Consider the following 26804-nt stretch of genomic DNA (forward strand, 5'->3'; position numbering starts at 1 on the left):
GCCGGAGCGCCTCAGGTCAAAAGCCGAGCTCCCGCCCGATCAGCTCCTTCATGATCTCGTTCGAACCAGCCCAGATCTTCGTGACGCGGGCGTCGCGCCAGGCGCGGGCGACCCGGTACTCGTTCATGAACCCGTAGCCGCCGTGGATCTGGACGCAGTGGTCGATGACCTCGTTCTGCATCTGCGAGGACCACCACTTGGCCTTGGCGGCCTCGACGGCGGTGAGCTCGCCGCGGGTGTGGGCGTCGACGCACTTGTCGATGTAGGCCTCGCAGACCTCGACCTGGGTGACCAGCTCGGCCAGGAGGAATTTGATGTGCTGGAAGCGGCCGATGGACTGGCCGAACGCCTGGCGGTCCTTCGCGTACTGGATCGTCTCGGCGAGGATCTGCTTGGCGTGGTGGGTGTTGGCCACCGAGCACGAGATCCGCTCCTGCGGGAGCTTCTGCATCATGTGGATGAAGCCCATGTTGAGCTCCCCGATGATGTCGTCGTCGGTGCAGCGCACGTTCTCGAAGAACAGCTCGGAGGTGTCGGACTCCTCCATGCCGACCTTGTCGAGCTTGCGACCGCGGCTGAAGCCCTCCTTGGTCGCCTCGATGCCGAACAGCGTGATGCCCTTGGCGCCCTTCTCCGGGTCGGTGCGCACGGCGGTGACGATGAGGTCGCCGGAGTAGCCGTTGGTGATGAACGTCTTGGAGCCGTTGATGACCCACTCGTCCCCGTCGCGGACGGCGGTGGTCTTGAGCGCGGCCAGGTCGGAGCCACCGGACGGCTCGGTCATGCCGATGCCGAGGAGGATCTCGCCCGAGGAGACCTTGGGCAGCCAGCGCTTCTTCTGCTCCTCGGTGCCGAGCTCGACGATGTAGGGAGCAGTGATGTCGACGTGGATGCCGACGCAGGTGGGCATCCACGCACCCACCTTCGCCATCTCCTCGTTGAGGATCGCGTTGAAACGGAAGTCGTCGGCGCCGGCGCCGTCGTACTCCTCCGGGATGGAGAGCCCGAGCATGCCCTGGGCCCCGGCCTCGAGCCAGAACTCCCGCGGGAGGGACTTCTCCTGGATGTACTTCTCGGCGTTCGGCAGCACCGAACGCTCGATCCAGGTGCGGACGGAGTCGCGGAACGCCTCGTGGTCCTCGTTGTAGATCTCGCGCTTCATGCCCCGATACTACCGGCTAGTAGCATCGCCGCCCGGGGCGCTCAGGCCGCGGTCTCGCCGTCCGGACCCTCGACCCTTCCCGGCATCATGAGGGCGGCCAGCACCAGCAGCAGCGCGCAGCCGGCCACGGCGAGGAAGACGGCCTGGAGCGCAGGATCGAGCACGGCGTCCGGCAGCTTCTCGAGCTCGACCGACCCGGCCCGGTCCGCCCCTCCGAGCCGGTCGGCGACGACGCCGTTGGCGATGGCGCCGAAGACCGCGACGCCGACCGCGCTGCCGACGGAGCGGGAGAACATGTTGGCCCCGGTCGCGACCCCGCGCCGGCGGAACTCGACGGCCGACTGGAGCGCGACGACGCTCGGGCTGACGACGTAGCCCAGGCCGAGGCCGAGCACGAGGCAGGCTCCGGCGAGCAGGAGGATCGAGCTGTCCGGGCCGACGAGCGTGAGCACGACGGCACCGAGCGCGCCGAAGGTCGCACCGAGGAACAGGCAGGCCCGGAAGCCCCAGCGCAGGTAGATCCGGCCCGACGTGCTGGCCGCGATCGGCCAGCCGATCGCGAGCGCGGCGACAGCGAAGCCCGCCACGGTCGCTCCCGCGCCCAGCACCTGCTGGGCGTAGACGGGCACGTAGGACGTCACGCCGAGCATGACGACGCCGGCGACGAACGCCGCGATGGTCGCGGCGTTGAGGACGCGGTGCCGGAACAGCCAGCCGGGGAGCACCGGGTCGTCCACCCGGCCCTCGACGCGGACGAAGAGAGCGGTGAGCAGCGCCGCGCCACCGAGCACGACCGCGCTCTGCCACGACCACCACGGCCAGCGGATCCCGCCCTCGAGCAGGCCGAGCAGCAGCAGCGCAGCCGCCGCGGCGACCAGCAGAGCGCCCCACCAGTCGATCGGCCGCCGCTCGTGAGGAGATGGCTCCTCCTCGAACTTCGCCCACAGCACGGCCGCAGCCAACAGGCCGAGCGGCAGGTTGATCCAGAAGATCCAGCGCCACGACAGGTGGTCGGAGAAGAGCCCGCCGAGGGTGGGACCGACGACGGCGGACATTGCCCACACGCTGGCGACGTACCCCTGGGCGACCGCCCGTTCCGCGACGGAGTAGATGTCGCCCATGATCGTCATGCCGGCCGGCTGGATGGCGCCGGCGCCGAGTCCCTGCAACGCGCGGAACGCGATCAACGCACCCATGCTCCAGGCGACCGCGCAGAGCACCGAGCCGATCACGAACGTCGCGATCCCGAACAGCATCAGCGGCTTGCGGCCGAAGACGTCGGCGAGCTTCCCGTAGATCGGGGTCGAGATCGCCTGCGTCAGCAGGTAGGCCGAGAACAGCCACGGGAACTGGGTGAACCCGCCCAGGTCGGTCACGATCGCCGGCACGGCGGTGGCGAGGATGGTCGCGTCGATGGCGATCAGCGCGATCGACAGCATCACCGAGCCGAGGATCGGGCCGCGGTCGCTCCGGAGCCCCACGGACGCGCGGGTCGGGGCGGCGGAGGTCATGACTGGCCGCAACCGAGACGGTACGGCGCGCATTCCCGCCTCAGTCCTGCCCCACTTCGGAGTCCTTGAGGATCTCGCTCTCCTCGGGCAGCGTGATGTCGACGGGCTCGTCGAACGCGGAGTACTCGAACCACGCGTCCTCCTCCTCGTCGATCCGCAGCAGGTAGTGCGGCTCGGCGACCATGACGTAGTAGGTCTCCATGGTGGACCCCTCGGCGAGGTGCACCTTGACCGCCTGCTCGCCCTGCTGGGTGACGAGCCCCTCGTTGGTCGCGGTCGCGCCCGTGCGACCGTCGCGCTCCAGGAACTCGTCGAGGTCGCACACCTTCGAGAACTGGTCGCGGTCGGAGGTGAACTCGAGCCACCGGCCGTCGAGGTAGTCGAGGAACTGCTTCGTGTTGTCGATGCCGAGGTCGGAGAGGAAGCCGGCCTCGGGCCGGACCATGATCCGTCCCTCGGTGCGCAGCACCTCCGCGCCGCCGCTGCCGAGGTAGCTCATCGTGCCCCGGCAGTCGCCGTCGGCGGTGATGGTCATGTCGACGGCCACGCTCAGGTCGCCGTCGGGGAACTGACCCCGGACCTGCACGGTGTCGAGGACCTTCATCTCCTTCTCCGAGGCGCGCAGGATCTCCTCGGGCGCGAGGGCGAGGAACGACTCCTCGCTCGTGGGCCCGGTCGACTCCGTCGTCACGGGGTCGCCCTCGTCGCCCTTCCCGCCGTCGCCGACGACGGCCGCTGCCGCGATGCCGCCGCCGACCGCGAGGACCGCCGCGAGCGCGCCGCCCGCGACCAGCTTGGTGCCGGGGCGCCGGCGGACGGGGGCAGGAGGAGGTGGTGCAGGAAGAGGCGCGGGAGGTGGAGCGGGAGGTGGAGCACCCCGGTCGCCGCCGGGGGGCGAGGTCGGCACCAGGGCTGCCGGGACGGGTCGGGGCTGGGTGCCCGGCGCGGCCGGCCGGATCGCCGTACGTCCCGAGGCCGGAGGCGCGACGGGCCGTGGCGAGGCCGGTAGCCGCAGCGCCGCCTGCAGGTCGGCGCGCATGGCGACCGCCGACTGGTAGCGCTCGCCGGGCTCCTTCGCCATCGAGAGGCGCAGGATCCGGTTCGTCGCCTGGGCCATCGGGCTGGTGCCGGGCAGCTGCGGGATCTCGCCGTTCACGTGGGCGGCGACGATCTGGTAGTCGCTCCGGCCGGTGAACGGCGGCGTGCCCGCGAGTGCCACCCACAGCAGGCAGCCGAGCGAGTAGATGTCGGTGACGAAGCTGGCCGCGGCGCCGCCGTGCAGCTCGGGAGCCATGTAGGTCGGGGTGCCGGCGACCATGGAGCCGATCCGCGTGGACGCCGCGTCCATCCGGCGGGCGATGCCGAAGTCGGCGAGGTAGGCGCGCACGACGCCGCCGCGGATCCGGACCAGCACGTTGCCGGGCTTGATGTCGCGGTGCACCAGGCCGGCCTCGTGCGCGTCGGCCAGCCCGCTGGCGACCTGCTCGATGACGCTGAGCGCGTCGGCGAGCGGCGGGACGCCCGCCGTACGGATCAGGCGGCCGAGGTCGCCGTCGACGATCAGCTGGCTGGCGATGTAGAGGTAGCCGTCCTCCTCGCCGTGCGCGTAGACGGCGACGACGTGGGCCGACTCCAGGGACGCCTGCGCCCGCGCCTCGCGGCTGAACCGCTCACGGAACTCCGGGTCGTGGGCGAAGAACGGCGCGACGATCTTGAGCGCCACCTCGCGGCCGAGGTTCTCCTCGACCGCGCGGTAGACGACGCCCATGCCGCCCTGCCCGAGCTGCTCCACGATCCGGAACCGCCCGATGCGGTCACCAGGCACGGGGTAGCCGGCTGCCGAGCCGTCCGAGCCTGTCGCATCAGGAGCCACGGAGTCGTTTCTACCCCACGCGCAAGGGCTCCTCGCTCCTGGCGTCGGGCCGGCCGCTCTCCTCGCGGAAGCCGTGCCGCTCCCACCAGCGGGCCAGCGGGCCCGGGGCCCACCAGTTCCAGCGGCCGAGCAGCTTCATCGTGGCGGGCACCAGGAGCGCGCGTACGACGGTCGCGTCGACCAGCAGCGCGATCAGCATGCCGATGCCGAGCATCTTCATGAAGACCACGCCGCTGAGGCTGAACGCACCGATCACGATGCCGAGCAGCAGCGCCGCGCTGGTGATGATCCGGCCGGTCTTCTGCAGCCCGGTCGCGACGGCGAGCTCGTTGTCGCCGGTGGCGTCCCACTGCTCGCGGACGCGGCTCAGCAGGAACACCTCGTAGTCCATCGACAGTCCGAACAGCACCGCCAGCATGACGATCGGGTTGGTCAGGTCGAGGAAGCCGGAGCTGGTGAAGCCGAGCAGGTCGGCGAGGTGGCCGTCGCTGAAGATCCAGGTGACGACACCGAACGACGCGGTGATCGAGAAGAAGTTCATCGCCACCGCCTTGACCGGCAGCACCAGCGACCCGAACGCCAGGAACAGCAGGACCAGCATCACCGAGACGACGATCAGTCCCATCCACGGCAGGTGCGACTTCACCGACGCCGCGAGGTCGACGGTGTCCGCGGTCAGGCCACCGACCAGCGCCGTCGTCCCGTCGGGGCTCGGCACGTCACGGAGGTCGCGCACCAGGTCCTGGCTGTCCTCGCTCTGGCTGTTGCCCTCCCAGGAGGCGCGGAGCAGCGTGGTGTCACCGGACTCCTGCACCGGCCGGACGTCGACGACGCCCTCGACCTGGCGCAGCGCCTCGGCGTACGTCGAGACCTCGGTCGCGTCCGCGCCCTCGATCAGGACGTTGGCGGTCGAGCGCTCCGCGCCGAACTCGTCGTTGAGGCGCTCGGCGGCCTGGTGGGCCGCCGCGTCCGCGGGGAGCACGCGGTAGTCGACGCTGCCCCACTTCACCCCGAGGAACGGCGAGGCGACGACGAGCAGCGCGGCGATCACGCCGACCGCCACCAGCACCGGGCGACGCATGACGCCCTGGGCCAGGCGCGACCACCAGCCGTGGTCGCTGTCGACCGCGGCGGCCCGCTGCAGGAACGGGATCCGGATCGAGTCCACCCGCTTGCCGAGCAGCGCGAGCGTGGCCGGCAGCACGGTGAGCGCGGCGATCATGGCGACGACGACGGCCGCGATCCCGCCGTACCCGATCGACTTGAGGAAGCCCTGCGGGAAGACGAGCAGCGAGCTCATCGCCGCGGCGACGGTCAGCGCCGAGAACATCACGGTGCGGCCGGCGGTCGCCATCGTGCGCACCAGGGCGAACCGGGTGTCGTCGGGGTGCAGCGCGATCTCCTCGCGGAACCGGGACACCATGAACAGCGCGTAGTCGATCGACAGCCCGAGCCCGATCAACGTGATGATGTTGGGCGCGAAGATCGAGACCTCGGTGATCTCGTTGAGGCCGGCGATGGCGGCGCGCGCACCCAGCACGGTGACCACGCCGACGAGCAGCGGCAGCAACGCCGCGGTCACGCTGCGGAAGATGATGAGCGAGAGCAGCAGCACGAACGGCAGCGACACGATCTCGGCGAGGAGCAGGTCCTCCTTCGTGTGGTCGTTGACGTCGGAGTAGACGGCGTAGGCCCCGGCGAAGTCGACGTCGAGGGCGGACTCCTCGATCGTCGGGCGGATCGCGTCGTAGGAGTCCATGAAGTCGTTCTGGCTGTCACCGGCCAGCGAGATGTAGACCGCGGTCGCGTGCCCGTCCTCCGACACCATCGCCGGGTCCTGGGTGTCGTAGTAGGTCGTGATCGCGGTGACCTCGTCGTCCGGCACGGCTGCCAGCGTGCTCTCGACCTCGGCCCGGAACGACGCGTCGGTGGCCGACTCGTCCTCGCTGGTGAAGATGGCGATCACGTCGATCGACTGGTTGCCGAAGGTCTCGCGCTCGGCGCTGAGCTCCTTCGACGACTCGGTCGCCGGGTCGTCGAAGCCGCCGGCCGACAGCTTGTCCTCGAGACCGACGCCCGCGATCATCGCGATCGCCGTCACCCCGAGTCCCACCAGCAGGACGGCCAGCGCCCTGCGGACGACCACGCCGCCCCACCGTTCGATCATCGTTCCTCATCCTTCGCTACAGGTCTTCATCTGAGTTAACGCCGTTAACGGTAAACGGTGTAAACTCCCGACGTCAAGGTGATCCCCGTCCCAAGGAGCTCCGTGCCCGCACTGCACCCACCGACCCGACGCGAGCGGCAGCGCGAGGCGACGTACGACGAGATCGTGCGGGTCGCGACCGACCTCCTCACCGAGGGCGTCGAGCTGTCGCTGCGCGCGGTGGCGTCCCGGATGGGCATGACCGCGCCGGCGCTCTACCGGTACGTCGCCAACTACCAGGAGCTGGTCGACCTGGTCGCGTTCGAGCTGGACAAGGCGGCGACGCAGACGTTCATGGAGGCCGCGGCGAAGTACCCCGACGACGACCCGGCCGCCCAGCTGTGCGCGGCCTGCGTGGCGTTCCGGCGCTGGGCGCTGGCCAAGCCGCGGGAGTTCGCCCTGGTCTTCGCCAACCCGATCGGGAGCGAGACCTCCGACCGGCGCGACCTGCTGACGCTGGCGACCTCCGGTCACTACTTCACCGACCTGCTCTACCAGATCTGGGTGCGCTACGAATTCTCCTACCCGAGCCTCGACGAGCTCGACCCGATCGTGCGCGACGCCGTGCTCGACCCGCTGATCCCGGCCAAGGCCGAGCACATCGAGCCCGAGGACCGTGGCCTCCTGTGGGTCTACATGCGGTCGTGGTCGGCGCTCTACGGCGTGGTGACGCTGGAGTCGACCGGCCACTGCGACCCGCGCGTCATCCAGAGCGGCGCCCTCTTCCGCTCCACGGTGCTCGACTGGCTCGAGCCGCTCGGCCTCGCCGCCGAGGCGGACCGGCTGACCAAGGTCATCGACGACGAGCTCGCCCAGGACCGGCCCCCGGTCTCCGAGTAGCCGGCACCGCATTCGACTCACCGCGTCTCGATACGTCGCTCGCTGCGCTCGCTCCTACTCGACGACCGGACCAGCGGAACCGGTCGTCGAGCAGCCCGAGCGAACCGGTCGTCGAGCAGCCCGAACGAATCGGTCGTCGAGTAGTCCGAGCCGCCAGGCGAGGACGTATCGAGACGCCCGAACCGACGAACCAGTCGCACCCAGCACCACATCCGACTCACCGCGTCTCGATACGTCGCTCGCTGCGCTCGCTCCTACTCGACGACCGACGGGACGAACCGATCCTCGCGTAGTCCGAGCGCATCGGTCGTCGAGTAGTCCGAGCCGCCAGGCGAGGACGTATCGAGACGCCCGAACCGACGAACCGATCACCGACCAGCCAGCACCGCATCCGACTCACCGCGTCTCGATACGTCGCTCGCTGCGCTCGCTCCTACTCGACGACCGGACCAGCGGAATCGGTCGTCGAGCAGCCCGAGCGAATCGGTCGTCGAGTAGTCCGAGCCGCCAGGCGAGGACGTATCGAGACGCCCGCACCCGACCGCCTACAGGTACGTCGGCAGCGTCGCCCGCACCCGGTCCGGGTCACCGAGGGCGGCGAGCAGCGAGAGCAGCAGGATCCGGCCCTGCCCCGCCCGTAGCGTGCCGAGCGGCACGGCGCCGGCGGCGACCAGGTCGGCGCCGCCCCCGCCGCCGCCGTACCCGCCCCACACCGGACCGGTGTCGACCCGGGTGGTCAGGCCGACGACGACACCGCGGTCCGTGAGGTCGGCGACCGCGGCGACGACTGCCGGGTTGGCGTTGCCCGCGCCGGTCGCGACGAGCACCACGCCGCGGGCGCCGGCCGTCGCGAACGCCTGGAGCGCCGTGCCGTCGACACCCGGGTAGACGGCGGCGATGTCGACGCGGATCGAGGCGAGGTCCGCGGTGTCGAGAGTCAGGTGGGCGCGGTGCGCGGGTGCGTCGTCGACCACGAGCCGGCCGTCCGCGACGTGGCCGAGCGGGCCGCCGTCCGGTTGCGCGAAGGCGGCGGTCTGGTGGGTGTGCACCTTGCGGGTGCCGCGGGCGGCCAGCACCAGGCCGTCGAAGACGACGAGCACGCCGAGCCCGCGAGCGGCGGGATCGGCAACGACGCGCAGGGCGTCCCGGAGGTTGCGCGGTCCGTCCGCGTCCGGCGCGTCGGCCGGCCGCTGGGCGCCGGTGAGCACCACCGGGCGCTCGTCGTCGTGGACGAGGTCGAGCAGGTACGCCGTCTCCTCCGCCGTGTCGGTGCCGTGCGTGACCACGACCCCGACGACGTCCGGACCGGCCAGCGTCTCCTGCACCGCGCGGACGACCAGCGCCTGGTCGGCCGGTGTCAGGGCGGAGCTGTCCTTGACGAAGAGGTCGCGGCTCTCGAGGACCAGGTCGTGGCCGAGCTCGGCTCCGAGGTCGGCCAGCAGGCCGCCCACCGGGTCGACCGGCGTCGCGGCGCCGTGCTCGTCGAGCCGGCTGGCGATGGTGCCGCCGGTGCCGAGCACCACGACCCGGCGGGTCGCCGACGGCACGGAGCTCACGGGTGGCACAGGGCCGCGACCCAGGCCGGCACCAGGTCACCGGCGCGGCCGTGGCGGGCCTCGTGGAAGAACCGGCTGCCCTCGCTCGGCACCAGGTTGAGCTCGAGGGTGCGCGCACCGAAGGCCCGGGCCTGCTGCACGAAACCGGCGGCCGGGTAGACCGCGCCGGAGGTGCCGATCGAGACGAACAGCTCGCACTCCACGAGGGCGTCGATGATGGCGTCCATGTGGTAGGGGATCTCGCCGAACCACACGACGTCCGGCCGCAGATCACCCTTGCCGCAGGAGCCGCACGGCGGCGCGCCGACCATCGGCCCCTCCCACGGGATGCGGCGACCGCACCGGGCACAGAGCGCCGAGAGCAGCTCTCCGTGCATGTGCACGACCCGCTTCGACCCGGCCCGCTCGTGCAGGTCGTCGATGTTCTGGGTGACGAGGGTCAGGTCGTCCCCGAGCAGCTGCTCGAGCTCGGCGAGCGCGACGTGCGCCGGGTTGGGCTCGACCTCGGCGACGGCGGCGCGGCGCTCGTCGTAGAACTGGTGCACCAGCTCCGGATCGGCGTGGAAGCCCTCCGGCGTCGCGACGTCCTCGACCCGATGACCCTCCCAGAGCCCGTCGGCGTCGCGGAAGGTCGGCACCCCGCTCTCGGCGGAGATGCCGGCGCCGGTCAGGACGACCACCTTCACGTCGGCGACTGTAACCGGGCGGCCGGAAACCGGTTCGCCGAGGCGGCCGCCGCCGGACACAATGGCGCCGACGGACCCGGAGGGAGCAGTCGTGGCGCACTCGGAGGACGGCGACGGCCGGCACTTCCACATCCCGCTGAGCGAGCACGACGCGGCGCTCACGGCGTTCATCGAGCCCACCGAGCAGATCGCCCGCCGCGACGTCCCCGAGGCCTGCGTCATCACCTTCTTCGGCGACGTCGTCGACCGGCTCGTCGAGCAACGCGGCGCGCGGGTCCTCGTCGAGAACCGCTGGGAGGACGGGCCCCACCCGCTCCTCGAGCTCGAGCACGACGGCCGGCGGCTGGCGGTGCTGCGGTCGGGGGTCGGCGCCCCCCTGGCGGGAGCGCTGCTGGAGCAGGTCATCGCCATGGGCTGCCGCTACTTCGTGGCGTGCGGCGGTGCCGGCACGCTCCACCCTGACCTGACGCTCGGCCATTGCGTGGTCGTCTCGGCGGCCCTGCGGGACGAGGGGACGTCCTTCCACTACCTGCCGCCGGGTCGGCTCGTGGACGCCGATCCGGGCGCCCGCCGTGCCCTCGAGTCCGTCCTCGACGCCCGGGGCGTGCCGTTCGTCTCCGGCCTGACCTGGACCACGGACGCGCCGTACCGCGAGACCCCTGCGAAGATCGCCGCCCGGCGCGAGGAGGGCTGCCTGACCGTCGAGATGGAAGCCTCCGCCCTGGCGGCGGTCGCGCGGTTCCGCGGCGTCCCGCTCGCGCAGGTCGTCTACTGCGGCGACGACCTCACCGGCGAGGTGTGGGACAAGCGCGCATGGCAGAGCCTCGCCGACGTCCGCGACGGTCTCTTCGACGTCGCGGCTGCTGCTGCGCTGGCGATGGCGGACGCCGGCGGCTGACGGCGCCGTCAGCCCTTGTTGGTCGGGCAGTCCGGGTTGGTGCAGACCCGCCTGTCCACGGTGCTGTCGGCGTCCCCGACGACGCCGTCCGACGGACCGACCAGCGCGCCCCGCCCGCCCGACTCGACGTCACCGGACGTCCTGGGCTCCAGCCGGACCTCGCTCCCGCAGGCCTCGCAGGGGTCGTTGTCGAAGTACATCGTCGGGTGGGCGTCAGGAGATGATCGCGTCGACGGTCTTCTTCAGCGCGCTCGGCTGCGAGGGACGCTTCGGCGCCTTCTTCTTCGCGGCCAGCATCTCCTCGCCGATCTCCTGCAGGGCCTTGCGCCCGAGGCCCTCGCGGACCTTCGGGAACCACTCCTGCTCCTCTTCCTCGATGTGGTGCGTGACGTTCTCGATGAGGACGGTGGTCTTGGCGTCGAAGCGCTCCGAGCTCGGCTTGAGCGCGGCGAGCTCGACGACGAGCAGGTCGGCGACGTGGTGCTCCTCGTAGGACTCGAGCACGTCGTCCTCGAGGTCGGGCAGCAGCTCGCGCACCCGCGGGTACATCACCTCGTTCTCGATGTAGGTGTGCACGGTCAGCGCCTCGATGATCTGGTCGACCAGGTGCCCCTTACGGGCGGTGGCCTCCTCGCCCGCCTGCTGGAACTCGCGGAAGAGCCGGCGGATCTCCTTGTGGTCCTCCTTGAGCAGGACGATGGCGTCGGTGGACATGGCGGCCTCCTGGTGTACGGCGTGAGCGACTCGAGGAGAAGTACCCATCCGGTGCCGTCGCATCCACGATGCGTCCGTCGGTGTGAAACGATGGCTACCCTGGGCTGAAGAAGACGGTCCGTGGAACGTCGACCTTGTGGAGGACAGCATCGCTGTGACCCCTGTCCAGGTCTCAGTCCAGGACATGATCGAGAACGTTCGCGTCGAGATGAGCTCCGACACCGCGTCGCTGCTCCTCCTCGACGAGACGCGGGCCGTCCTCGAGCCGGCCGCCTCCGCCGGCCTCGGCCGCCGCTGGCGTGGAGCGCCGCACGTGCGCGTGGGGACCGGCTTCGCCGGCACCGTCGCCGCCCGGCAGAGCCCCGTGGTGGTCGAGGAGGTCACCAAGGAGAACGTCATCAACCCCATCCTTCGCGAGGGTGGGGTCAGGCGGTTGCTGGGTGTTCCCGTCTTCGGGGCCGACGGCCTGGTCGGCGTCCTGCACGTCGGTACGTTCACCGAGCGCGACTTCTCCGGCGACGACACCGTGCAGCTCGAGGGCATCGCCGAGGAGATCGGGCGACGACTCTCCGAGCGGACGGCCGACGACGCCCACCTCGCGGCGCTGACCCTGCAACGCAGCCTGCTGCCGGCCGCGCCGCCGCTGATCGACGGACTCGACATCGCGGTGCGCTACCTGCCCGCGGACGGCGACCTCGGCGGTGACTGGTACGACATCTTCCCGCTGCCCAACGGCAAGGTCGGGATCGTGATGGGCGACGTCGAGGGTCATGGCCTCGGGCCCGCTGTGGTGATGGGCCGGCTGCGCAGCGCGCTCCGCGCCTACGCGCTCGACCACGACGACCCGGCCGAGGTCGTCGCCCGGCTCGACCGCAAGCTCTGCTACTTCGAGAACGAGATCACCGCCACCGTCGTCTACGGCGTCACCGAGCCGCCGTTCGACACGATCCGCATCTGCAACGCCGGGCACCCCGCTCCGCTCGTCAGCCACGAGGGCCAGGAGTACGCGGAGCTCGCCAAGGTGTCGGAGGGGCTTCTCCTCGGTGTCCATCCGGAGGTCGCGCGGACCAGCGACGAGATCGACCTCGCACCCGGCACGGCGCTGGCGTTCTTCACCGACGGGCTCGTCGAGCGGCGCGTCGGCCGCGCCCTCGAGGTCGACCCGTACAGCGAGCACCTCGACATCGCCTGCTCGGTCTTCGGCGCCGACGTGGACGCCGAGACCGCCTGCAGCCGGATCATCGCCGCCGTGCTCGGGGACGAGCCGAACGAGGACGACGTCGCCCTGGTCGTCGTACGGCGGCCCCGCTGAGCGGCGCCGGGGACGCGGAGCGCACCCCGACGCCGCCGCCGTGCGACGCGGTCAGTCGAGCAGACCGGTGACGGTGCCGGCAGCGACGGTCCGCCCGCCCTCGCGCACGGCGAAGCCGAGCCCGACCTCCATCGCGACCGGCTTCTCGAGCTCGACCGTCACCTCGACGGTGTCACCGGGCAGCACCAGCGCCACGTCCCCGAGGTCCAGGCCGCCGGACACGTCCGTCGTCCGGAAGTAGAACTGCGGGCGGTAGTCCGCGGCGAACGGCGTGTGCCGCCCGCCCTCGGCAGTCGTCAGCGCGTGCAGGTCGGCAGTGAACCTGGCGTGCGGCGCGACCGAGCCGGGCGCACCGAGCACCTGGCCGCGCCGTACCTCCTCGCGCCGTACGCCCCGCAGCAGGACCGCGGCGTTGTCGCCGGCCCGGACCTCGTCCAGCGTCTTGCCGAACGTCTCCAGACCGGTCGCCACGCTCGCGACCGTCGGACCGAGCCCGACGACCTCGACGGCCTCGCCGACGCGGAGCGAACCGCGCTCGACCGCACCGGTGACGACCGTGCCCCGGCCGCTGATGGTCAGGACGTTCTCGATCGGCATCAGGAACGGCTGGTCCAGCGCGCGCTCGGGCTCCGGCACGTAGTCGTCGACCGCCTGCAGGAGGTCGAGGATCGACCGCACCCAGCGCGGGTCGCCCTCGAGCGCCCGCAGCGCGGACACCCGGACCACGGGCGCCTCGTCGCCGGGAAACCCGTACTCGCTGAGCAGGTCGCGGATCTCCAGCTCGACGAGGTCGAGCAGCTCGTCGTCCTCGGCGGCGTCGGCCTTGTTGAGCGCGACGACGAGGTACGGCACGCCGACCCTCCGCGCGAGCAGCACGTGCTCCCGCGTCTGCGGCATCGCCCCGTCCTGGGCGGACACGACGAGGATCGCGGCGTCCACCTGGGCGGCGCCGGTGATCATGTTCTTCACGTAGTCCGCGTGGCCGGGCATGTCGACGTGGGCGTAGTGACGGGTCGCCGTCTCGTACTCCACGTGCGCGATGTTGATGGTGATCCCGCGCTGGACCTCCTCCGGCGCACGGTCGATCCCGTCGAAGGCGACGAAGGTGTTCTGGGTCGGGTCGGCGTCCGCGAGCACCTTGGTGATCGCGGCGGTCAGGGTGGTCTTGCCGTGGTCGACGTGACCCATCGTCCCGATGTTGAGGTGCGGCTTGGTCCGCACGAACTGGCTCTTGGCCATGGCTGTGCTTCTTGTGAGTGGGTTGAGGGCAGGGAGAGACGGCGGGACGGCGTGCCGGGCCGTCCACGCCCGGGACCGGACGAGCTGCCGACCCTCCTCCTACGGTCCCGCTGGAGCGGGAGGAGGGTCAGCGTCGGGCGTCGGTCTGGTGCAGGGCCGCGCCGTCGACGCAGGGCGCTGCGACCGACAGCAGAGCTGCCGGGAGCGCGGTGCGGGTGGCGGACATGCGGGTCACGTTAGTCACGAACGCCGGCGGGACCGAACGGATTCCCGGCCGCGGCCGGGCTGGTGTGCAGCACAATCCCCGCATGACACCCAGGGGTTGGTCGCGGGCGGCGGCGTTCGCGGTGCTCGTCCTGACGGTCGCGCAGCTGCTCGTCGCCACGGCGCTCCCCGACCTCGACCAGTTCGAGGGCAAGGCGTTCGGGTGGCGGCTGGTCGCCTATCCCCTGATGATGCTGGCGGCTCCTGCGCTGTGGTGGCTCTCCGAGCGCCGCTCGGCCCGACCCGAGCCCGTGCCCTGGGGTGCCTTCACCCTGGTCATGGCGCCATTCCTCATCGACGTCACCGGCAACAGCCTCGACCTCTACGACACCCTCGTGTGGTGGGACGACGCCAACCACTTCGTGAACTGGCTGCTCCTGTGCAGCGGCATCGGGCTCCTCGTCTGCCGGCGGGTGGAGCCGCGGTGGGCGGTCGTGGTCGTGGTGACCGGCATCGGCGCGCTGCTCGCCGTCGGGTGGGAGCTCGGCGAGTGGTTCGCGTTCATCCGGCACGGCACCGAGATCGACACCGCCTACGAGGACACCCTGGGTGACGAGGCCCTGGGCACGCTCGGCGGCTTCGTGGCCGCGCTCGTCGTGGCCCGCCGGCGGGCTCAGTAGTACCAGGGGTACGGCGACCAGTCCGGGTCCCGCTTCTCGAGGAACTGGTCGCGGCCCTCCTGGGCCTCGTCGGTCATGTACGCCAGGCGGGTGGTCTCGCCGGCGAACAGCTGCTGGCCGACCAGGCCGTCGTCGGGGAGGTTGAACGCGTACTTGAGCATCCGGACGGCGGTCGGGCTCTTGCCGTTGATGATCCGCCCCCACTCCAGCGCGGTGGCCTCGAGCTCCGCGTGCGGGACCGCGCGGTTGACCGTGCCCATCCGCATGCCGTCCGCGGCGTCGTACTCCTCGGCGAGGAAGAAGATCTCGCGGGCGTACTTCTGGCCGACCTGGCGGGCGAGGTAGGCCGACCCGTAGCCGCCGTCGAAGGAGCCCACGTCGGCGTCGGTCTGCTTGAAGCGCGCGTGCTCCGCGCTGGCCAGGGTCAGGTCGGAGACGACGTGCAGCGAGTGGCCGCCGCCCGCCGCCCAGCCGGGGACGACGCAGATGACGACCTTCGGCATGAAGCGGATCAGCCGCTGGCACTCGAGGATGTGCAGCCGGGCGAGCCTGGCCTTGTCGATGGCGCTGGGCTCGGCGGCACCGGTCGCGCCGGCGTCGTACGTCGTGCTCCCGGTGGTCGAGCTCGTCGAGACCTCGTACTGGTAGCCCGCCTTGCCGCGGATCCGCTGGTCGCCGCCGGTGCAGAAGCTGCGCTTGCCGTTCTTGGCGCTGGGGCCGTTGCCGGTGAGGATCACGCAGCCGACGTCGGCGGAGGTGCGGGCGTGCTCGAGGGTGCGGAGCAGCTCGTCGACGGTGTGCGGGCGGAACGCGTTGAGGACGTCGGGGCGGTCGAACGCGATCCGGACCGTGCCGTGCGCCTTGGCCCGGTGGTAGGTGAGGTCGGTCAGGTCCTCGAAGCCGGGGACCTCCTCCCACGCCGACGGGTCGAACGTCTCGGACACACCCTCGATCGCGCTCATGCGTGGAGGCTATCGACCTGGCTCCGCCGGGGTTGACCTTGCCCCTGGGGTCAAGGTCTACGGTCGTCCTCGTGCAGATCAAGGAGCTGGCCGACCGGGCCGGGGTGACCGTGAAAGCGGTCCGCTACTACGAGTCGCGCGGCCTGTTGACGCCGGCGCGTGCGAGCAACGGCTACCGGGAGTACGGCGACGCGGACGTGCAGGTGGTGCGGGAGATCCGCGCCCTGCTGTCGCTCGGGCTGACGGCCGACGAGACCGTGCCGTTCGTCGACTGCCTCCGCGCTGGCCACGACCGCGCCGACGTCTGCCCGGCCTCGCTCGAGGCCTACCGCACGCGCATCGCCGACATCGAACGGCGCATCGCCGAGCTCTCCGCACTCCGCGACGAGCTCACCACCCTGCTCCAGGACGCCGAGTCCTACCGATCCGAGGAGACCGCATGACCGCCACCAGCACGACCACCGACGCCACCTTCGAGACCGACGTGCTCGGCTCCGAGACCCCGGTGCTCGTCGACTTCTGGGCCGAGTGGTGCGGACCGTGCCACATGATCGCGCCGGTGCTGGAGCAGATCGCCTCCGAGCGCGTCGGCCGGCTGCGCGTGGTCAAGCTCAACAGCGACGAGAACCCGGTGACCTCGGCGCGCTACCGCGTGATGGGGCTGCCGTCGCTGCTGCTGTTCTCCGGCGGCGAGCTCGTGCTCGAGCTGCGTGGAGCGCGCCCGAAGGCGGCGCTCGACCGCGAGCTCGACAAGGTGCTGGGCTCTCCTCAGCTGGTCGGGGGCGCGTCCGCCGGCGGCACCGAGTAACCGGTGACCTCGACCGGCTCCAGCAGGAAGACCGGGATCTTGCGGTCGGTCTTCTTCTGGTACTCCGCGTAGGTGTCCCAGGTCTCGACCGCCAGGTCCCACCACTCCTGCCGCTCCTCGCCCTCGAGCAGGCGCGCGTTGTAGAGCGCCGGCTCCGGGCCGTCCTGCAGCTGGACGACCGGGTTCGCGACGAAGTTGGCGAACCAGGTCGGGTTGTCGTCGGCGCCACCCTTCGACGCGACCGCGACGTACTTCCCGTCGCGCTCGACGCGCATCACCGGGTTCTTGCGCAACTTGCCGGACTTCGCGCCGCGCGAGGTGATGACGACGATCGGCCAGTCCGGGTTGCCCCGCAGGACGTTGGCCTCGCGGCCGTCGGTCGCCTCGTACGTCGCCACCTGCTCGCGCACCCAGTCGGCCGGGCTCGGCTCGTACTCGCCTTCGAGGAGATCAGTCATGCCTCTGCCAATGCCCGACCCGGCCGTGAGCATTCCCGCCGGGGTTGTCAGCCTCTCCTGGGGGTTGTCCGCCTCTGCAATGGCCGACAACCCGTGGAATACCCGGTCGGCCGGGTATTCCGCGCTCCTCCGGGCCCCCGCTCACTCCCCCGCGATCGTGACCGCCAGCCCGGACAGGTGCCCGATCCGGGCGATCTCGGAGTCCACGAACTCCGGGCCACCCCGGCGACCGATCACGACGATCTCGTTGCCGTCGAGGCGGGCGGCGGCGTAGAGGGTGACGTCGTCGGGGGTCTCGGGCTCGAGGCGGGTCGGGCCCTCGATGTCGACGAAGTCGAGCTCCTCGGGGGCGGCGCTGGTGCCGTGGACGACGCCCTTGACGCGGTGGACCCGGGCGGCCCAGTCCACCCGGAACGTCCGCGGGAGCAGGTCGACCAGCTTGTCGAGCGCGTCGTCGGGCGAGGCGGTGAGCTCCTCGACCGCCTCGAGGTCGAGGGTCAGGTTGCCTCCCACCGGGTAGCCGCTGACGAAGACCACGCGCACCCCGTCGATCGCGTTGCACGCCGACACGACCGAGTCGGGCATGGTGCCCTCGGCCACCTCGAGCAGCACGTCGTCGAGCGCGGTGCCGTCGGGTCGCTTCTCGACGATCTCGATCGCCGCGATGTCGCCCCCTGCAGTACCGATCGCGCTCGCCACCCGGCCCAACGACCCGGGGACGTCAGGCAGCTCGACACGGAGGAGGAACGGCATGCTTCGAGGCTATCCGTCCCAGGTTGCGGGGCCGTTTCCGGCCCGAACCGCGAACGCACCAGCGCCATCCCGGCCATCCGTCGGGCGTTCCACCTAGGGTCTGAGCCGTGATCACGCTCCACCGCGGTCCCGGCACCGCGGCCCTCGCCGACGCGCTGGGCGACCTGCTCGCCCGGCCGCTCGCCGACCCCTTCGCCAAGGAGGCGGTGGTCGTGCCGGCGAAGGGCGTGGAGCGCTGGCTGGCGCAGCGGCTCTCGCACCGGCTCGGCGTCGGTCCCGGCCGCGCCGACGGGGTGTGCGCCGGCATCACGTTCCTCCGGCCGCGCTCGCTGGTCGCCGTCCTCACCGGCACCGAGCGCACCGACCCGTGGCACCCCGACCGGCTGGCCTGGCCGCTGCTCTCGGTCGTCGACGAGTCGCTCGCCGAGTCCTGGGCGGCCGCGGTCGCGCGCCACCTCGGCGAGGACCACGACGGCATCGAGCGCGACCTGCGCCGGGCGCGCCGCTACGGATTGGCACGGCGGCTGGCGGGCCTCTTCGCGTCGTACGGCGTGCAGCGGCCCACGCTCCTCACCGACTGGCGCGAGGGGCGGGACGAGGACGTCCCCGCGGACCTCGCCTGGCAGCCGGAGCTGTGGCGTCGGGTGGTCGAGCGGGTCGGAGCCCCCCCGCCCGACGTGCGGCACCTCGAGACCTGCGCCGCGCTGCGCGAGGACCCGGGCCGGTTCCCGCTGCCCGACCGGCTCAGCCTGTTCGGGCACACCCGGCTGCCGGTCACCGAGGTCGAGCTGCTGGCCGCCGTCGGCGCCAGCCGCGAGGTGCACCTGTTCCTCCCTCAGGTCTCCGCGCAGGCGTGGGAGGAGCTCCGCGCGGAGGTGGCCGACGGGCCGGTCCGGCGGGCCGAGGACGAGTCCGCGCGGGTCGTGCGCCACCCGCTGCTGACCACCCTCGGCCGCGACGCCAGGGAGACCCAGCGACAGCTCGCCCCCCTCGACTGCGCCGACGCGGTGGCGCCCGCCCCCGACCCCGGCGACCACCTGCTCGGCTGGCTGCAGGCCGACCTGCGCGCCGACGCCCCGCCGGCCGCCCACCCCGAGCGGGTGTTGCGCGACGACGACCGCTCGGTCCAGGTGCACGCCTGCCACGGCAGCGTCCGCCAGGTCGAGGTGCTGCGCGACGTGCTGCTCGGACTGCTCGAGGACGACCCGACGCTCGAGCCGCGCGACATCCTCGTCATGTGCCCCGACGTGGAGGCGTTCGCGCCGCTGGTCCACGCCGTGTTCGGCGCGGTGCCCGAGGGCCACCCCGCCCGCGAGCTGCGGGTCTCGATGGCCGACCGCGGGCTGGCGTCGACCAACGCGCTCCTGGCCATCGCCGGTCAGCTCGTCTCGCTCGTCGACGGCCGCGCCCGCGCCACCGACGTGCTCGACATCCTCGGCACGCCGCCGGTGCGCCGCCGGTTCGCGTTCAGCGACGACGACCTCGACACGATCACCCGCTGGGTCGTCAGCTCGGGCGTCCGGTGGGGCCTCGACGCCGACCACCGCAGGACCCACGGACTGTCGCTCCACGAGAACACCTGGCGGTTCGGCCTCGACCGGATCCTCGCCGGCGTCGCGATGCCGGAGGAGAAGGTCCTCCTCGGTCAGGCGCTTCCCGTCGACGACGTCGGCTCGTCCGACGTCGAGCTGGCCGGCCGCCTCGCCGAGGCGCTCACCCGCATCGACAGCTGCGTCGACGATCTCGCGAGCGCGACCTCCCCGACGGCCTGGAGCGAGCGGCTGCGCCGCCACGTGCTCGCGCTCACCGCCACGTCCTACGACGACGCCTGGCAGGTCGCCCAGCTCGAGCACGAGCTCGCCAAGGTGGCGGCCGACGCGGCCGACGGCGGCGGGTCCGACCTCGGCATCGCCGACGTGCGCCGGCTGCTCGAGGACCGCACCGCCCCGCGCCCGACGCGCGCCAACTTCCGCACCGGGACCCTGACGGTCTCGACGCTGGTGCCGATGCGGTCGGTGCCCCACCGCGTGGTCTGCCTGCTCGGGATGGACGCCGACTCCTTCCCGCGCACGACCACCGTCGACGGCGACGACGCGCTCGCCCGCGACCCGCGCACCGGCGAGCGCGACCCCCGCGCCGAGGACCGCCAATTGCTCCTCGACGCGGTGATGTCCGCGCGCGACGCCCTCGTCATCACCTACGCCGGCATGTCCGAGCACTCCGGCCAGGACCGGCCACCGGCCATCCCCGTCGGCGAGCTGGTCGACGCCCTCGACCGAACCGCGGCTGCGCCGGTCCGCGAGCGCATCCTGACCAAGCAGCCGCTCCAGCCGTACGCCGAGCGGCTGCTCGTCGCCGAGCGGCCCACCACCTTCGACCCGCTCGCGCTGCAGGCCGCCGGCGCTGCCCGCGACCCCCGACCTGCCCCGCCGTTCCTCGCTGGCCCGGTGTCGGCGCCGCCGCCGGAGCTGACGCTGGAGGACCTGCGGAAGTTCTTCGCCAATCCCGCCCGCGCGCTGCTGACCCACCTCGAGATCTCGCTGCCCTACGACGTCGACCCGCCCGGCAACGACATCCCGATCGACCTCAGCGGCTTGGAGCGGTGGGACGTCGGCGACGACATCGTCCGCGCCGTCCTCGACGGCGCCGACCCGCAGGCCGTGCTCACCGCGGCACTCCGTCGCGGCACCCTGCCGCCGGGCGACCTCGGCGCCAAGGAGCTCGAGCGCATCTGCGAGTCGGCCCAGAAGGTGGTCCAGCAGGCGATGGCCCACCGGGTCGGCGAACCGGTCACCACCGACGTCGCCCTCGAGGTCGACGGCCGCCTCCTCACCGGCCGGGTCCCGGACCGGCACGGCGACCTGCTCGTGCGGGTCACCTACTCCAGCCTCAAGGGCACGCAGGCGCTCGCCCTGTGGCTCGACCTGCTCGCCGTCCAGGCCGCCGAGCCCGGGACCGAGGTGCGCGGGATCGTCATCGCCAAGAACGGCCAGGGCCGCATCGGCCCGGTCGATCCCGAGCTGGCCCGCTCGACGCTCGCGGCGTGGACCGCGATCCGGCACGAGGGCCTCCAACGCCTGTGCCACCTCCCGCTGGAGACCGGTCGCGCCTGGGCCAAGGCCGGCGACGATCGCTGGGCCGCCCGCAGGGGCGCGCGCGAGAAGTGGGAGTGGGACAATTTCAAGCCCGAGCGTGCCGATCCCGCGTGGTGCTACCTGCTGGGCGCCGCCGCGCCGCTCGACCGGCTGACCGAGCTCGCCGCCCTCGCCGAGCAGGCCTGGCGCAACGTGCTCCCCTACGAGCGGGGGTGGCGGTGATGACGACGACAGCGATCGACGGCTTCGACATCGCCGGCGCCCTGCCCGGCGTCGTGGCCGGCCACGACGACCTGGTCCCCGCCACCACCCTGCTCGAGGCCAGCGCCGGCACCGGGAAGACCTGGACGATCGCCGCGCTCATCGCCCGCTACGTCGCCGAGGGACACGCGACGATCGACGAGATCCTCGCCGTCACCTTCACCAACGCCGCCACCAGCGAGCTGCGCGACCGGGTGCGGCGCCGGCTCGACCAGGTCGCGACGCTGCTCGACGAGGCGATCGCGGGCGACCGACCGGCGGGCGCCGACGCCCTCGAGGAGCTGCTCCTCGACGCCGTCCCGACCGGGCTCGTCGTACGCCGCGACCGGCTGCGGGCCGCCCTCGCGGCGTTCGACACCGCGACGATCGTGACCATCCACCAGTTCTGCAACCTGGTGCTCAAGGGGCTCGGCGTGGCCGGCGACACCGACCCACGCGCCGCGCTCGTCGAGGACCTCTCCGACCTGCGCAAGGAGGTCGTCGACGACGTCTGGCTGCGCGACCACGCCACCGACCCCCGGCTCTCCTACGCCGACGCGAGCGTCATCGCCAAGGCGATCGTCGACAACCCCGGCGCCCGCCTGGAGCCGATCGACCCTGAGCCCGGCTCGGTCGACGAGGCGCGGGTCGGCTTCGCCCGCACGGTGGTGCGCGAGTTCGACGTCCGCAAGCGCCGCCTCGGCGTCCTGTCGTACGACGACCTGCTCGGCCAGCTCCGCGACGCCCTCGCCGACGAGCAGGCGGTGGCCCGCACGCGGATGCGGGACCGCTGGAAGCTGGTGCTCATCGACGAGTTCCAGGACACCGACCCGGTGCAGTGGGACGTGTTCGAGTGCGCGTTCCACGGCCACGCGGTGCTGGTGCTCATCGGCGACCCGAAGCAGGCGATCTACGCGTTCCGCGGCGGCGACGTCTTCACCTACCTGCGCGCGGCCGGGCTCGCCACCGACAGGCAGACACTGACGACCAACCAGCGCAGCGACCCGGCCCTGGTCGACGCGGTGCACCTGGTGCTCAACGGCGCCCGGCTCGGCGACCCCGCGATCGCGGTCCACCCGATCCGTGCCGCGCGCGAGGAGCCGTGGCTGCGCGGCCTCCCGGGCCGGCCGTTCCAGCTGCGCACGATGACCCGGGGCGACCTCGGCGCGGAGCCCGAGAAGCTGGCGACCGTCGGCACCGTCAACCCCCGGATCGCCGAGGACGCCGCCCGCCAGGTCCAGGCGATGCTGGCCTCCGGGGCCGAGGTCTGGGACGCGGCGAAGGACGCGTGGGTCGACCTGACCGCCGGCCACGTCGCCGTGCTGGCGCACGGGCGCTTCCACCTCGAGCTGGTGCAGGCCGAGCTGCGCAAGCTCCGCATCCCAGCCGTGATCACCGGCGGGCAGAGCGTGTTCGCGACCGAGGCCGGGCGCGAGTGGCGGGCGCTGCTCGAGGCGATGGGCCAGCCGCACCGCACCGGCCTGGTGCGCGCGGCCGCGGCGACGTCGTTCTTCGGCTACACCGGCACCGACCTCGACGCCGGCGGCGAGGAGCTCACCGACGCCGTGGCCGACCGGCTGCGCGACCTGGCCGCGACCTACACCGAGCGCGGGGTCGCCGCGGTGTTCGAGGCGCTCGTGTCCGCCGGCCTGACCGTGCGGGTGCTCGGCACCGACGGGGGCGAGCGGCACCTCACCGACCTGCGCCACCTCTCCGAGCTGATGCACACCGCCGCCACCGCGGAGCGGCTCGGGCTCGCCGGACTGGTCGCCTGGTTCCTCGAGCGGCAGCGCGAGACCACCGACAGCACGACCGAGCGCACCCGCCGCATCGACAGCGACGCCCACGCCGTGCAGCTGGTGACGATCCACGGGAGCAAGGGGCTGGAGTACCCCGTCGTGCTCGCCCCGTTCCTCAGCAACCGCTACATCGGCCGCGAGAAGCCGGCGGTGCTCATCTACCACGACGACGACCGCGAGCGGGTCGTCGACATCCGCGACCCCCGCCAGCGCCCAGGCGCCCTGCTCGACCGCCACGCCGACGAGGACGCCGGCGAGTCGCTGCGGATGCTCTACGTCGCGATGACCCGCGCCCGGTCGCGGCTCGTCGTGTGGTGGGCGGCCGGCAACAACGCGCCGCACTCGCCGCTCAACCGGGTGCTCCTCGGCCGGGGCCGCGACGTCGCGGAGGTGCCGGCCCACCACCCGCCGCAGGCCGACGAGGCGCTGGTCAAGTGGTTCGCCCGCTGGGACGAGGTCGGTGGACCGGAGTGGTCGACCGCCATCCCGGCCGACATCGCGTCCACCACCTCGTCGGGTGAGCGGCAGCCGCTCGCGGTGCGCACGTTCTCGCGCACCGTCGACCAGGACTGGCGTCGCACCTCCTACAGCGCACTCGCCGCCGCCGCGGACACCCAGCCCGCCGCGGCGGTGGTCTCCGAGCCCGAGATCGTGCCCAAGGACGACGAGCCGGCGATCCCGCTCGCACCCGCCGACGCGCCCGACCCCGCGCTGGCGGTGCCCTCGCCCCTCGCCGGCTTCCCGTCCAGCGCCCGGTTCGGCTCGCTGGTCCACGCCGTGCTGGAGCACGCCGACCCGGCCGCCCCCGACTGGCACGCCGAGCTGCGCGACCGGGTCCGCGAGCAGCTGGTCGACTGGCCGGTCGAGCTCGACCCCGACGACCTGGCCGAGGCCCTGGTCGCCGTCTGCGACTCGCCGCTCGGCCCGCTCGCCGGCGGCACCACGCTCCGCCAGGTGCCGATGGCAGACCGGCTCTGCGAGATGGACTTCGAGCTCCCGATCGGTGGCGGCGACGACCGCGTCGACGGGGTCCCCACCCCGCACCTGCTCGGCGACGTCGCCGACCTGCTGCGCCGGCACCTGCCCGAGGGCGACCCGCTCCGCCTCTACGCCGACGCGCTCGACGACCCGCGCCTCGGCGGTCAGCTGCTCCTCGGCTACCTCACCGGCTCGGTCGACGTCGTCCTCCGGGTCCGTCAGGCCGACGGCACGGAGCGCTACCTGATCTGCGACTACAAGACCAACCGGTTGGGCGAGGTCGACACCGCGTCCACCGCGGCCGACTACACCCCGGACCGCCTCGTGGACGCGATGGGCCACTCGTCGTACCCGCTCCAGGCGCTGCTCTACGCCGTCGTCCTGCACCGCTACCTGCGCTGGCGGCTGCCGGACTACGACCCCGAGCGCCACATCGGCGGCGTGCTCTACCTCTACCTGCGCGGCATGTGCGGTCCGGAGACGCCGGCGGTCGACGGCGCACCCTGCGGCGTGTTCGCGTGGCAGCCACCGGCGGCGCTGGTGGCCGACCTGTCCGACCACCTCGACGGCCGCCGGGCCGGAGCCGAAGGAGCGCCGGCATGACCGAGCTGTTCGAGCCCGTCGACGCCGACGACCACCGCCTGGCCGCGGTGCTCGGTGGTCCGCTCGGCGACCTCAACCGGGTGGGACTGCTGACCGCGGGCGACGTCCGCACCGCCCAGACCGTCTGCCGGCTCGGCGGCGACACCTCCGCCGAGGTCGAGCTCGCGGTCGCGTTGCTGGTCCGCGCCGCGCGCAACGGCTCGGTGTGCGTCGACCTCCGCGAGGTGCCCGAGCTGCTCCCCGACCACGCGTGGCCCGACCCCGCCGCCTGGTGGGAGAACGTGACCGCGAGCCCGCTCATCGGCGTCGCGTTGCGGGTCGAGGCGGGTCTGCTCTACCTGCACCGTTACTGGGCCGAGGAGGGCGCGGTCGTCATCGACCTCCACGAGCGGCTCACCCGACCGCAGCCCGAGGTCGACGAGGACAGGCTCGCGGCCGCGCTGGACCGGCACTTCGAGGCGGAGTACGCCGAGCAGCGCGCCGCTGCCGAGGCCTCGGCCCGTCGCTGGACCTCCGTCATCACCGGCGGTCCCGGCACCGGGAAGACCACCACGCTCGCGCGACTGCTCGCCGTGCTCGCCGACCAGTCGGCGACCCCGTTGCGCATCGCGCTGGCCGCACCGACCGGCAAGGCCGCCGCCCGGATGTCGCAGACCCTCGCGAAGGCCGCCGCCGAACCGACCTTCCCCGAGGTCGACCGCGACGTGGTCGCGGACCTCACCGCCTCGACCCTGCACCGGATGCTCGGCTTCCGGCCCGACAACCACAGCCGGTTCCGCCACCACCGCGGCAACCGGCTGCCGCACGACGTCGTCGTCGTCGACGAGGCCTCGATGGTGTCGCTGTCGATGATGACCCGGCTGATGGAGGCGATCCGGCCCGATGCCCGGCTGGTGCTGCTGGGCGACGCCGACCAGCTGGCATCGGTCGAGGCGGGCGCCGTCCTGCACGACGTCGTCGCCGGCTACCACGACCGCAGCCCCTCGCCGGTCAGCCGGCTCGAGACGTCCCGCCGCTTCGGCAAGGAGATCGGCCGCCTGGCAGCTGCCGTCCGCGACGGCGAGGCCGACGAGGCCTGGGCCCTGCTCTCCACCGGCAGCGCCGACATCGAGCTGGTCGACCCCGCCGACAGCGCCCGCATCCGCGCGCTCGTCCTCCCGACCGTCCGCGAGCTCCGCGGCCGCGCCCTGGCCGGCGACGTCGCCGGCGTGCTGCGGAGCCTCAACGCGCACCGGCTGCTCTGCGCCCACCGGGCCGGGCCCTACGGCGTCGCGACCTGGAACGACCGGGTCGAGCACTGGCTCAGGGCCGACGAGGGCATCGACTGGCTCCCCCACCGCTACCCCGGCCAGCCACTGATCCAGACCAGCAACGACTACGGCCTCAAGCTCTGGAACGGGGACACCGGCGCGGTCCTCGGCGGCGAGGAGCGCCGCGCCGTCTTCGACGATGGCGCCGACGGCCGGCTGGTCTCCCTCGGCCGGCTGTCGGAGGTCGAGGTCGCGCACGCGCTGACCGTGCACCGCAGCCAGGGCAGCGAGTTCGGCGAGGTCACCGTCGTCCTGCCCGAGCCCGACTCCCGCCTGCTCAGCCGGCAGCTGCTCTACACCGCGGTGACCCGCGCGGTGCACAAGGTCCGTGTCGTCGGCACCGAGGAGTCGGTCAAGGAGGCCGTACGCCGACGCGCCCGTCGGTCCTCCGGCCTCGCCGACCGGCTCAGTGGTGCCGGTGCTCCTTGACGTCCGCGTCCGCCTCGTCGATCTCGCCCTCCAGCGCCGCGACGGCGTCGGGCTTGCCGTGGAAGCGGCGGTAGGAGTAGACGATCAGGACCAGGGCGAGCAGGCCGGAGACGATCTGGGTGACGCCGGTCCACACGCCACCCGGGAGCCACCAGCCGTCGCTGAGCGGCCACCACGACGGCACGTCGGGCTTGATGATCCAGAGCACGCCGCAGCCGATCAGGCCGAGCGAGAACACCGTGGAGAGCACGATCCGCGGCCAGGTCTCGACGCTCTCGGCGGCTCCGCGGAGCGCCCGCAGCCGCACCGGCTCGACCCACCGCTCGGCCCACTCGTACTGCTGCGAGAGCACCGCGAGACCCGCGAACATCAGCAGCAGGCCCGGGCCCGGCAGCACCAGCGCCGCGATGCCGGCGACGAGCAGCAGCCAGCCGACCACCTCGAGCAGGACGCGCTTCGCCGCACCGGTCATGGGAGACATCCTGTCC

The 26804-nt window shown here is 72.5% G+C and carries 22 protein-coding genes; 9 read left to right on the forward strand and 13 right to left on the reverse strand.

Annotated features, from left to right (window positions below):
• Window positions 1–16: 16 nt before the first annotated feature.
• Genes DJ010_RS08950 through DJ010_RS08965 form a run of 4 tightly spaced genes read right to left on the reverse strand, consistent with a single transcriptional unit; the run spans window position 17 to window position 6713 of the window.
• Entirely contained in the window at window positions 17–1162 is a 1146-nt protein-coding gene (locus tag DJ010_RS08950; protein WP_109693326.1) for an acyl-CoA dehydrogenase family protein, read from the reverse strand.
• A gap of 41 nt (window positions 1163–1203) precedes the next feature.
• A complete protein-coding gene (locus tag DJ010_RS08955; RefSeq protein WP_109693327.1) occupies window positions 1204–2673 on the reverse strand; it encodes an MDR family MFS transporter in 1470 nt (489 codons plus the stop codon).
• Between the two features lie 40 nt (window positions 2674–2713).
• The gene (locus DJ010_RS08960; RefSeq protein ID WP_109693328.1) at window positions 2714–4546 is read right to left on the reverse strand and encodes a serine/threonine protein kinase; all 1833 of its coding nucleotides are present in this window, start codon (window positions 4544–4546) and stop codon (window positions 2714–2716) included.
• A gap of 10 nt (window positions 4547–4556) precedes the next feature.
• Entirely contained in the window at window positions 4557–6713 is a 2157-nt protein-coding gene (locus DJ010_RS08965; protein ID WP_109693329.1) for an MMPL family transporter, read from the reverse strand.
• 102 nt (window positions 6714–6815) lie between these two features.
• Between DJ010_RS08965 and DJ010_RS08970 the strand changes: the two genes are divergently transcribed.
• Window positions 6816–7592 carry a TetR/AcrR family transcriptional regulator gene (locus tag DJ010_RS08970; RefSeq protein ID WP_109693330.1) on the forward strand — a complete coding sequence of 259 codons (777 nt, stop codon included), beginning with the start codon at window positions 6816–6818 and terminating at the stop codon, window positions 7590–7592.
• A gap of 545 nt (window positions 7593–8137) precedes the next feature.
• Here the strand turns inward: DJ010_RS08970 and DJ010_RS08975 are convergent.
• A complete protein-coding gene (locus DJ010_RS08975; RefSeq protein WP_211318724.1) occupies window positions 8138–9148 on the reverse strand; it encodes an asparaginase in 1011 nt (336 codons plus the stop codon).
• Window positions 9145–9834, reverse strand: a complete 690-nt coding sequence (locus DJ010_RS08980) for an NAD-dependent deacylase (protein WP_245927386.1) — start codon at window positions 9832–9834, stop codon at window positions 9145–9147. The genes DJ010_RS08975 and DJ010_RS08980 overlap by 4 nt, the downstream gene beginning before the upstream one ends.
• A 91-nt stretch (window positions 9835–9925) precedes the next feature.
• Between DJ010_RS08980 and DJ010_RS08985 the strand changes: the two genes are divergently transcribed.
• Complete coding sequence (locus DJ010_RS08985; RefSeq protein ID WP_158282978.1) at window positions 9926–10732, forward strand: nucleoside phosphorylase; 807 nt, start codon at window positions 9926–9928, stop codon at window positions 10730–10732.
• A gap of 8 nt (window positions 10733–10740) precedes the next feature.
• Here DJ010_RS08985 and DJ010_RS08990 read toward each other — a convergent pair whose 3' ends face one another.
• Window positions 10741–10932 carry a hypothetical protein gene (locus DJ010_RS08990; protein ID WP_109693332.1) on the reverse strand — a complete coding sequence of 64 codons (192 nt, stop codon included), beginning with the start codon at window positions 10930–10932 and terminating at the stop codon, window positions 10741–10743.
• A gap of 13 nt (window positions 10933–10945) precedes the next feature.
• The gene (locus DJ010_RS08995) at window positions 10946–11446 is read right to left on the reverse strand and encodes a hemerythrin domain-containing protein (RefSeq protein WP_109693333.1); all 501 of its coding nucleotides are present in this window, start codon (window positions 11444–11446) and stop codon (window positions 10946–10948) included.
• Between the two features lie 184 nt (window positions 11447–11630).
• Here DJ010_RS08995 and DJ010_RS09000 point away from each other — a divergent pair, with 184 nt between their 5' ends.
• The gene (locus tag DJ010_RS09000) at window positions 11631–12758 is read left to right on the forward strand and encodes a PP2C family protein-serine/threonine phosphatase (protein ID WP_146207298.1); all 1128 of its coding nucleotides are present in this window, start codon (window positions 11631–11633) and stop codon (window positions 12756–12758) included.
• Window positions 12759–12809: 51 nt separating this feature from the next.
• Here DJ010_RS09000 and tuf read toward each other — a convergent pair whose 3' ends face one another.
• Complete coding sequence (gene tuf / locus DJ010_RS09005) at window positions 12810–13997, reverse strand: elongation factor Tu (RefSeq protein ID WP_109693335.1); 1188 nt, start codon at window positions 13995–13997, stop codon at window positions 12810–12812.
• A gap of 308 nt (window positions 13998–14305) precedes the next feature.
• Between tuf and DJ010_RS09010 the strand changes: the two genes are divergently transcribed.
• Entirely contained in the window at window positions 14306–14881 is a 576-nt protein-coding gene (locus DJ010_RS09010; RefSeq protein ID WP_109693336.1) for a DUF2238 domain-containing protein, read from the forward strand.
• On the opposite strand, the gene DJ010_RS09015 is transcribed toward DJ010_RS09010, so the two are convergent.
• Entirely contained in the window at window positions 14875–15843 is a 969-nt protein-coding gene (locus DJ010_RS09015) for a 1,4-dihydroxy-2-naphthoyl-CoA synthase (RefSeq protein ID WP_109693337.1), read from the reverse strand. The genes DJ010_RS09010 and DJ010_RS09015 overlap by 7 nt on opposite strands.
• A gap of 71 nt (window positions 15844–15914) precedes the next feature.
• Between DJ010_RS09015 and DJ010_RS09020 the strand changes: the two genes are divergently transcribed.
• A complete protein-coding gene (locus DJ010_RS09020) occupies window positions 15915–16286 on the forward strand; it encodes a MerR family transcriptional regulator (protein WP_109693338.1) in 372 nt (123 codons plus the stop codon).
• Window positions 16283–16651: a thioredoxin gene (gene trxA, locus DJ010_RS09025; protein ID WP_109693339.1), complete on the forward strand. Its 369-nt coding sequence runs from the start codon at window positions 16283–16285 to the stop codon at window positions 16649–16651. The genes DJ010_RS09020 and trxA overlap by 4 nt, the downstream gene beginning before the upstream one ends.
• On the opposite strand, the gene DJ010_RS09030 is transcribed toward trxA, so the two are convergent.
• Entirely contained in the window at window positions 16612–17109 is a 498-nt protein-coding gene (locus DJ010_RS09030) for a nitroreductase family deazaflavin-dependent oxidoreductase (RefSeq protein ID WP_109693340.1), read from the reverse strand. The two genes, trxA and DJ010_RS09030, sit on opposite strands and share 40 nt — an antisense overlap.
• Before the next feature lie 141 nt (window positions 17110–17250).
• Window positions 17251–17862, reverse strand: a complete 612-nt coding sequence (locus tag DJ010_RS09035; RefSeq protein WP_109693341.1) for an ACT domain-containing protein — start codon at window positions 17860–17862, stop codon at window positions 17251–17253.
• 107 nt (window positions 17863–17969) lie between these two features.
• Here DJ010_RS09035 and recC point away from each other — a divergent pair, with 107 nt between their 5' ends.
• The 3 genes from recC to recD are packed head-to-tail and all read left to right on the forward strand — an operon-like array spanning window position 17970 to window position 26316.
• Window positions 17970–21179 (forward strand): exodeoxyribonuclease V subunit gamma, encoded by a 3210-nt coding sequence (gene recC, locus DJ010_RS09040; RefSeq protein WP_109693342.1) that lies wholly within the window; start codon window positions 17970–17972, stop codon window positions 21177–21179.
• Complete coding sequence (locus DJ010_RS09045; RefSeq protein ID WP_109693519.1) at window positions 21179–24577, forward strand: UvrD-helicase domain-containing protein; 3399 nt, start codon at window positions 21179–21181, stop codon at window positions 24575–24577. The genes recC and DJ010_RS09045 overlap by 1 nt, the downstream gene beginning before the upstream one ends.
• Complete coding sequence (recD, locus tag DJ010_RS09050) at window positions 24574–26316, forward strand: exodeoxyribonuclease V subunit alpha (RefSeq protein WP_109693343.1); 1743 nt, start codon at window positions 24574–24576, stop codon at window positions 26314–26316. The genes DJ010_RS09045 and recD overlap by 4 nt, the downstream gene beginning before the upstream one ends.
• Here the strand turns inward: recD and DJ010_RS09055 are convergent.
• On the reverse strand, window positions 26294–26788 hold the full coding sequence (locus tag DJ010_RS09055; RefSeq protein ID WP_245927388.1) for a PGPGW domain-containing protein: 495 nt from the start codon (window positions 26786–26788) through the stop codon (window positions 26294–26296). The genes recD and DJ010_RS09055 overlap by 23 nt on opposite strands.
• Window positions 26789–26804: the final 16 nt, after the last annotated feature.

It is taken from the genome of Nocardioides silvaticus, assembly GCF_003160695.1.
GTDB lineage: Bacteria > Actinomycetota > Actinomycetes > Propionibacteriales > Nocardioidaceae > Nocardioides > Nocardioides silvaticus.

Bases quoted from the DNA above. Each gene is read 5' to 3' on its own strand.
- DJ010_RS08950 (WP_109693326.1), bottom strand. From the start codon at position 1,162: ATGAAGCGCGAGATCTACAACGAGGACCACGAGGCGTTCCGCGACTCC.
- DJ010_RS08955 (WP_109693327.1), bottom strand. From the start codon at position 2,673: ATGACCTCCGCCGCCCCGACCCGCGCGTCCGTGGGGCTCCGGAGCGAC.
- DJ010_RS08965 (WP_109693329.1), bottom strand. From the start codon at position 6,713: ATGATCGAACGGTGGGGCGGCGTGGTCGTCCGCAGGGCGCTGGCCGTC.
- DJ010_RS08990 (WP_109693332.1), bottom strand. From the start codon at position 10,932: ATGTACTTCGACAACGACCCCTGCGAGGCCTGCGGGAGCGAGGTCCGG.
- DJ010_RS08995 (WP_109693333.1), bottom strand. From the start codon at position 11,446: ATGTCCACCGACGCCATCGTCCTGCTCAAGGAGGACCACAAGGAGATC.
- DJ010_RS09000 (WP_146207298.1), top strand. From the start codon at position 11,631: ATGATCGAGAACGTTCGCGTCGAGATGAGCTCCGACACCGCGTCGCTG.
- tuf (WP_109693335.1), bottom strand. From the start codon at position 13,997: ATGGCCAAGAGCCAGTTCGTGCGGACCAAGCCGCACCTCAACATCGGG.
- DJ010_RS09010 (WP_109693336.1), top strand. From the start codon at position 14,306: ATGACACCCAGGGGTTGGTCGCGGGCGGCGGCGTTCGCGGTGCTCGTC.
- DJ010_RS09015 (WP_109693337.1), bottom strand. From the start codon at position 15,843: ATGAGCGCGATCGAGGGTGTGTCCGAGACGTTCGACCCGTCGGCGTGG.
- trxA (WP_109693339.1), top strand. From the start codon at position 16,283: ATGACCGCCACCAGCACGACCACCGACGCCACCTTCGAGACCGACGTG.
- DJ010_RS09030 (WP_109693340.1), bottom strand. From the start codon at position 17,109: ATGACTGATCTCCTCGAAGGCGAGTACGAGCCGAGCCCGGCCGACTGG.
- DJ010_RS09035 (WP_109693341.1), bottom strand. From the start codon at position 17,862: ATGCCGTTCCTCCTCCGTGTCGAGCTGCCTGACGTCCCCGGGTCGTTG.
- DJ010_RS09045 (WP_109693519.1), top strand. From the start codon at position 21,179: ATGACGACGACAGCGATCGACGGCTTCGACATCGCCGGCGCCCTGCCC.
- recD (WP_109693343.1), top strand. From the start codon at position 24,574: ATGACCGAGCTGTTCGAGCCCGTCGACGCCGACGACCACCGCCTGGCC.
- DJ010_RS09055 (WP_245927388.1), bottom strand. From the start codon at position 26,788: ATGACCGGTGCGGCGAAGCGCGTCCTGCTCGAGGTGGTCGGCTGGCTG.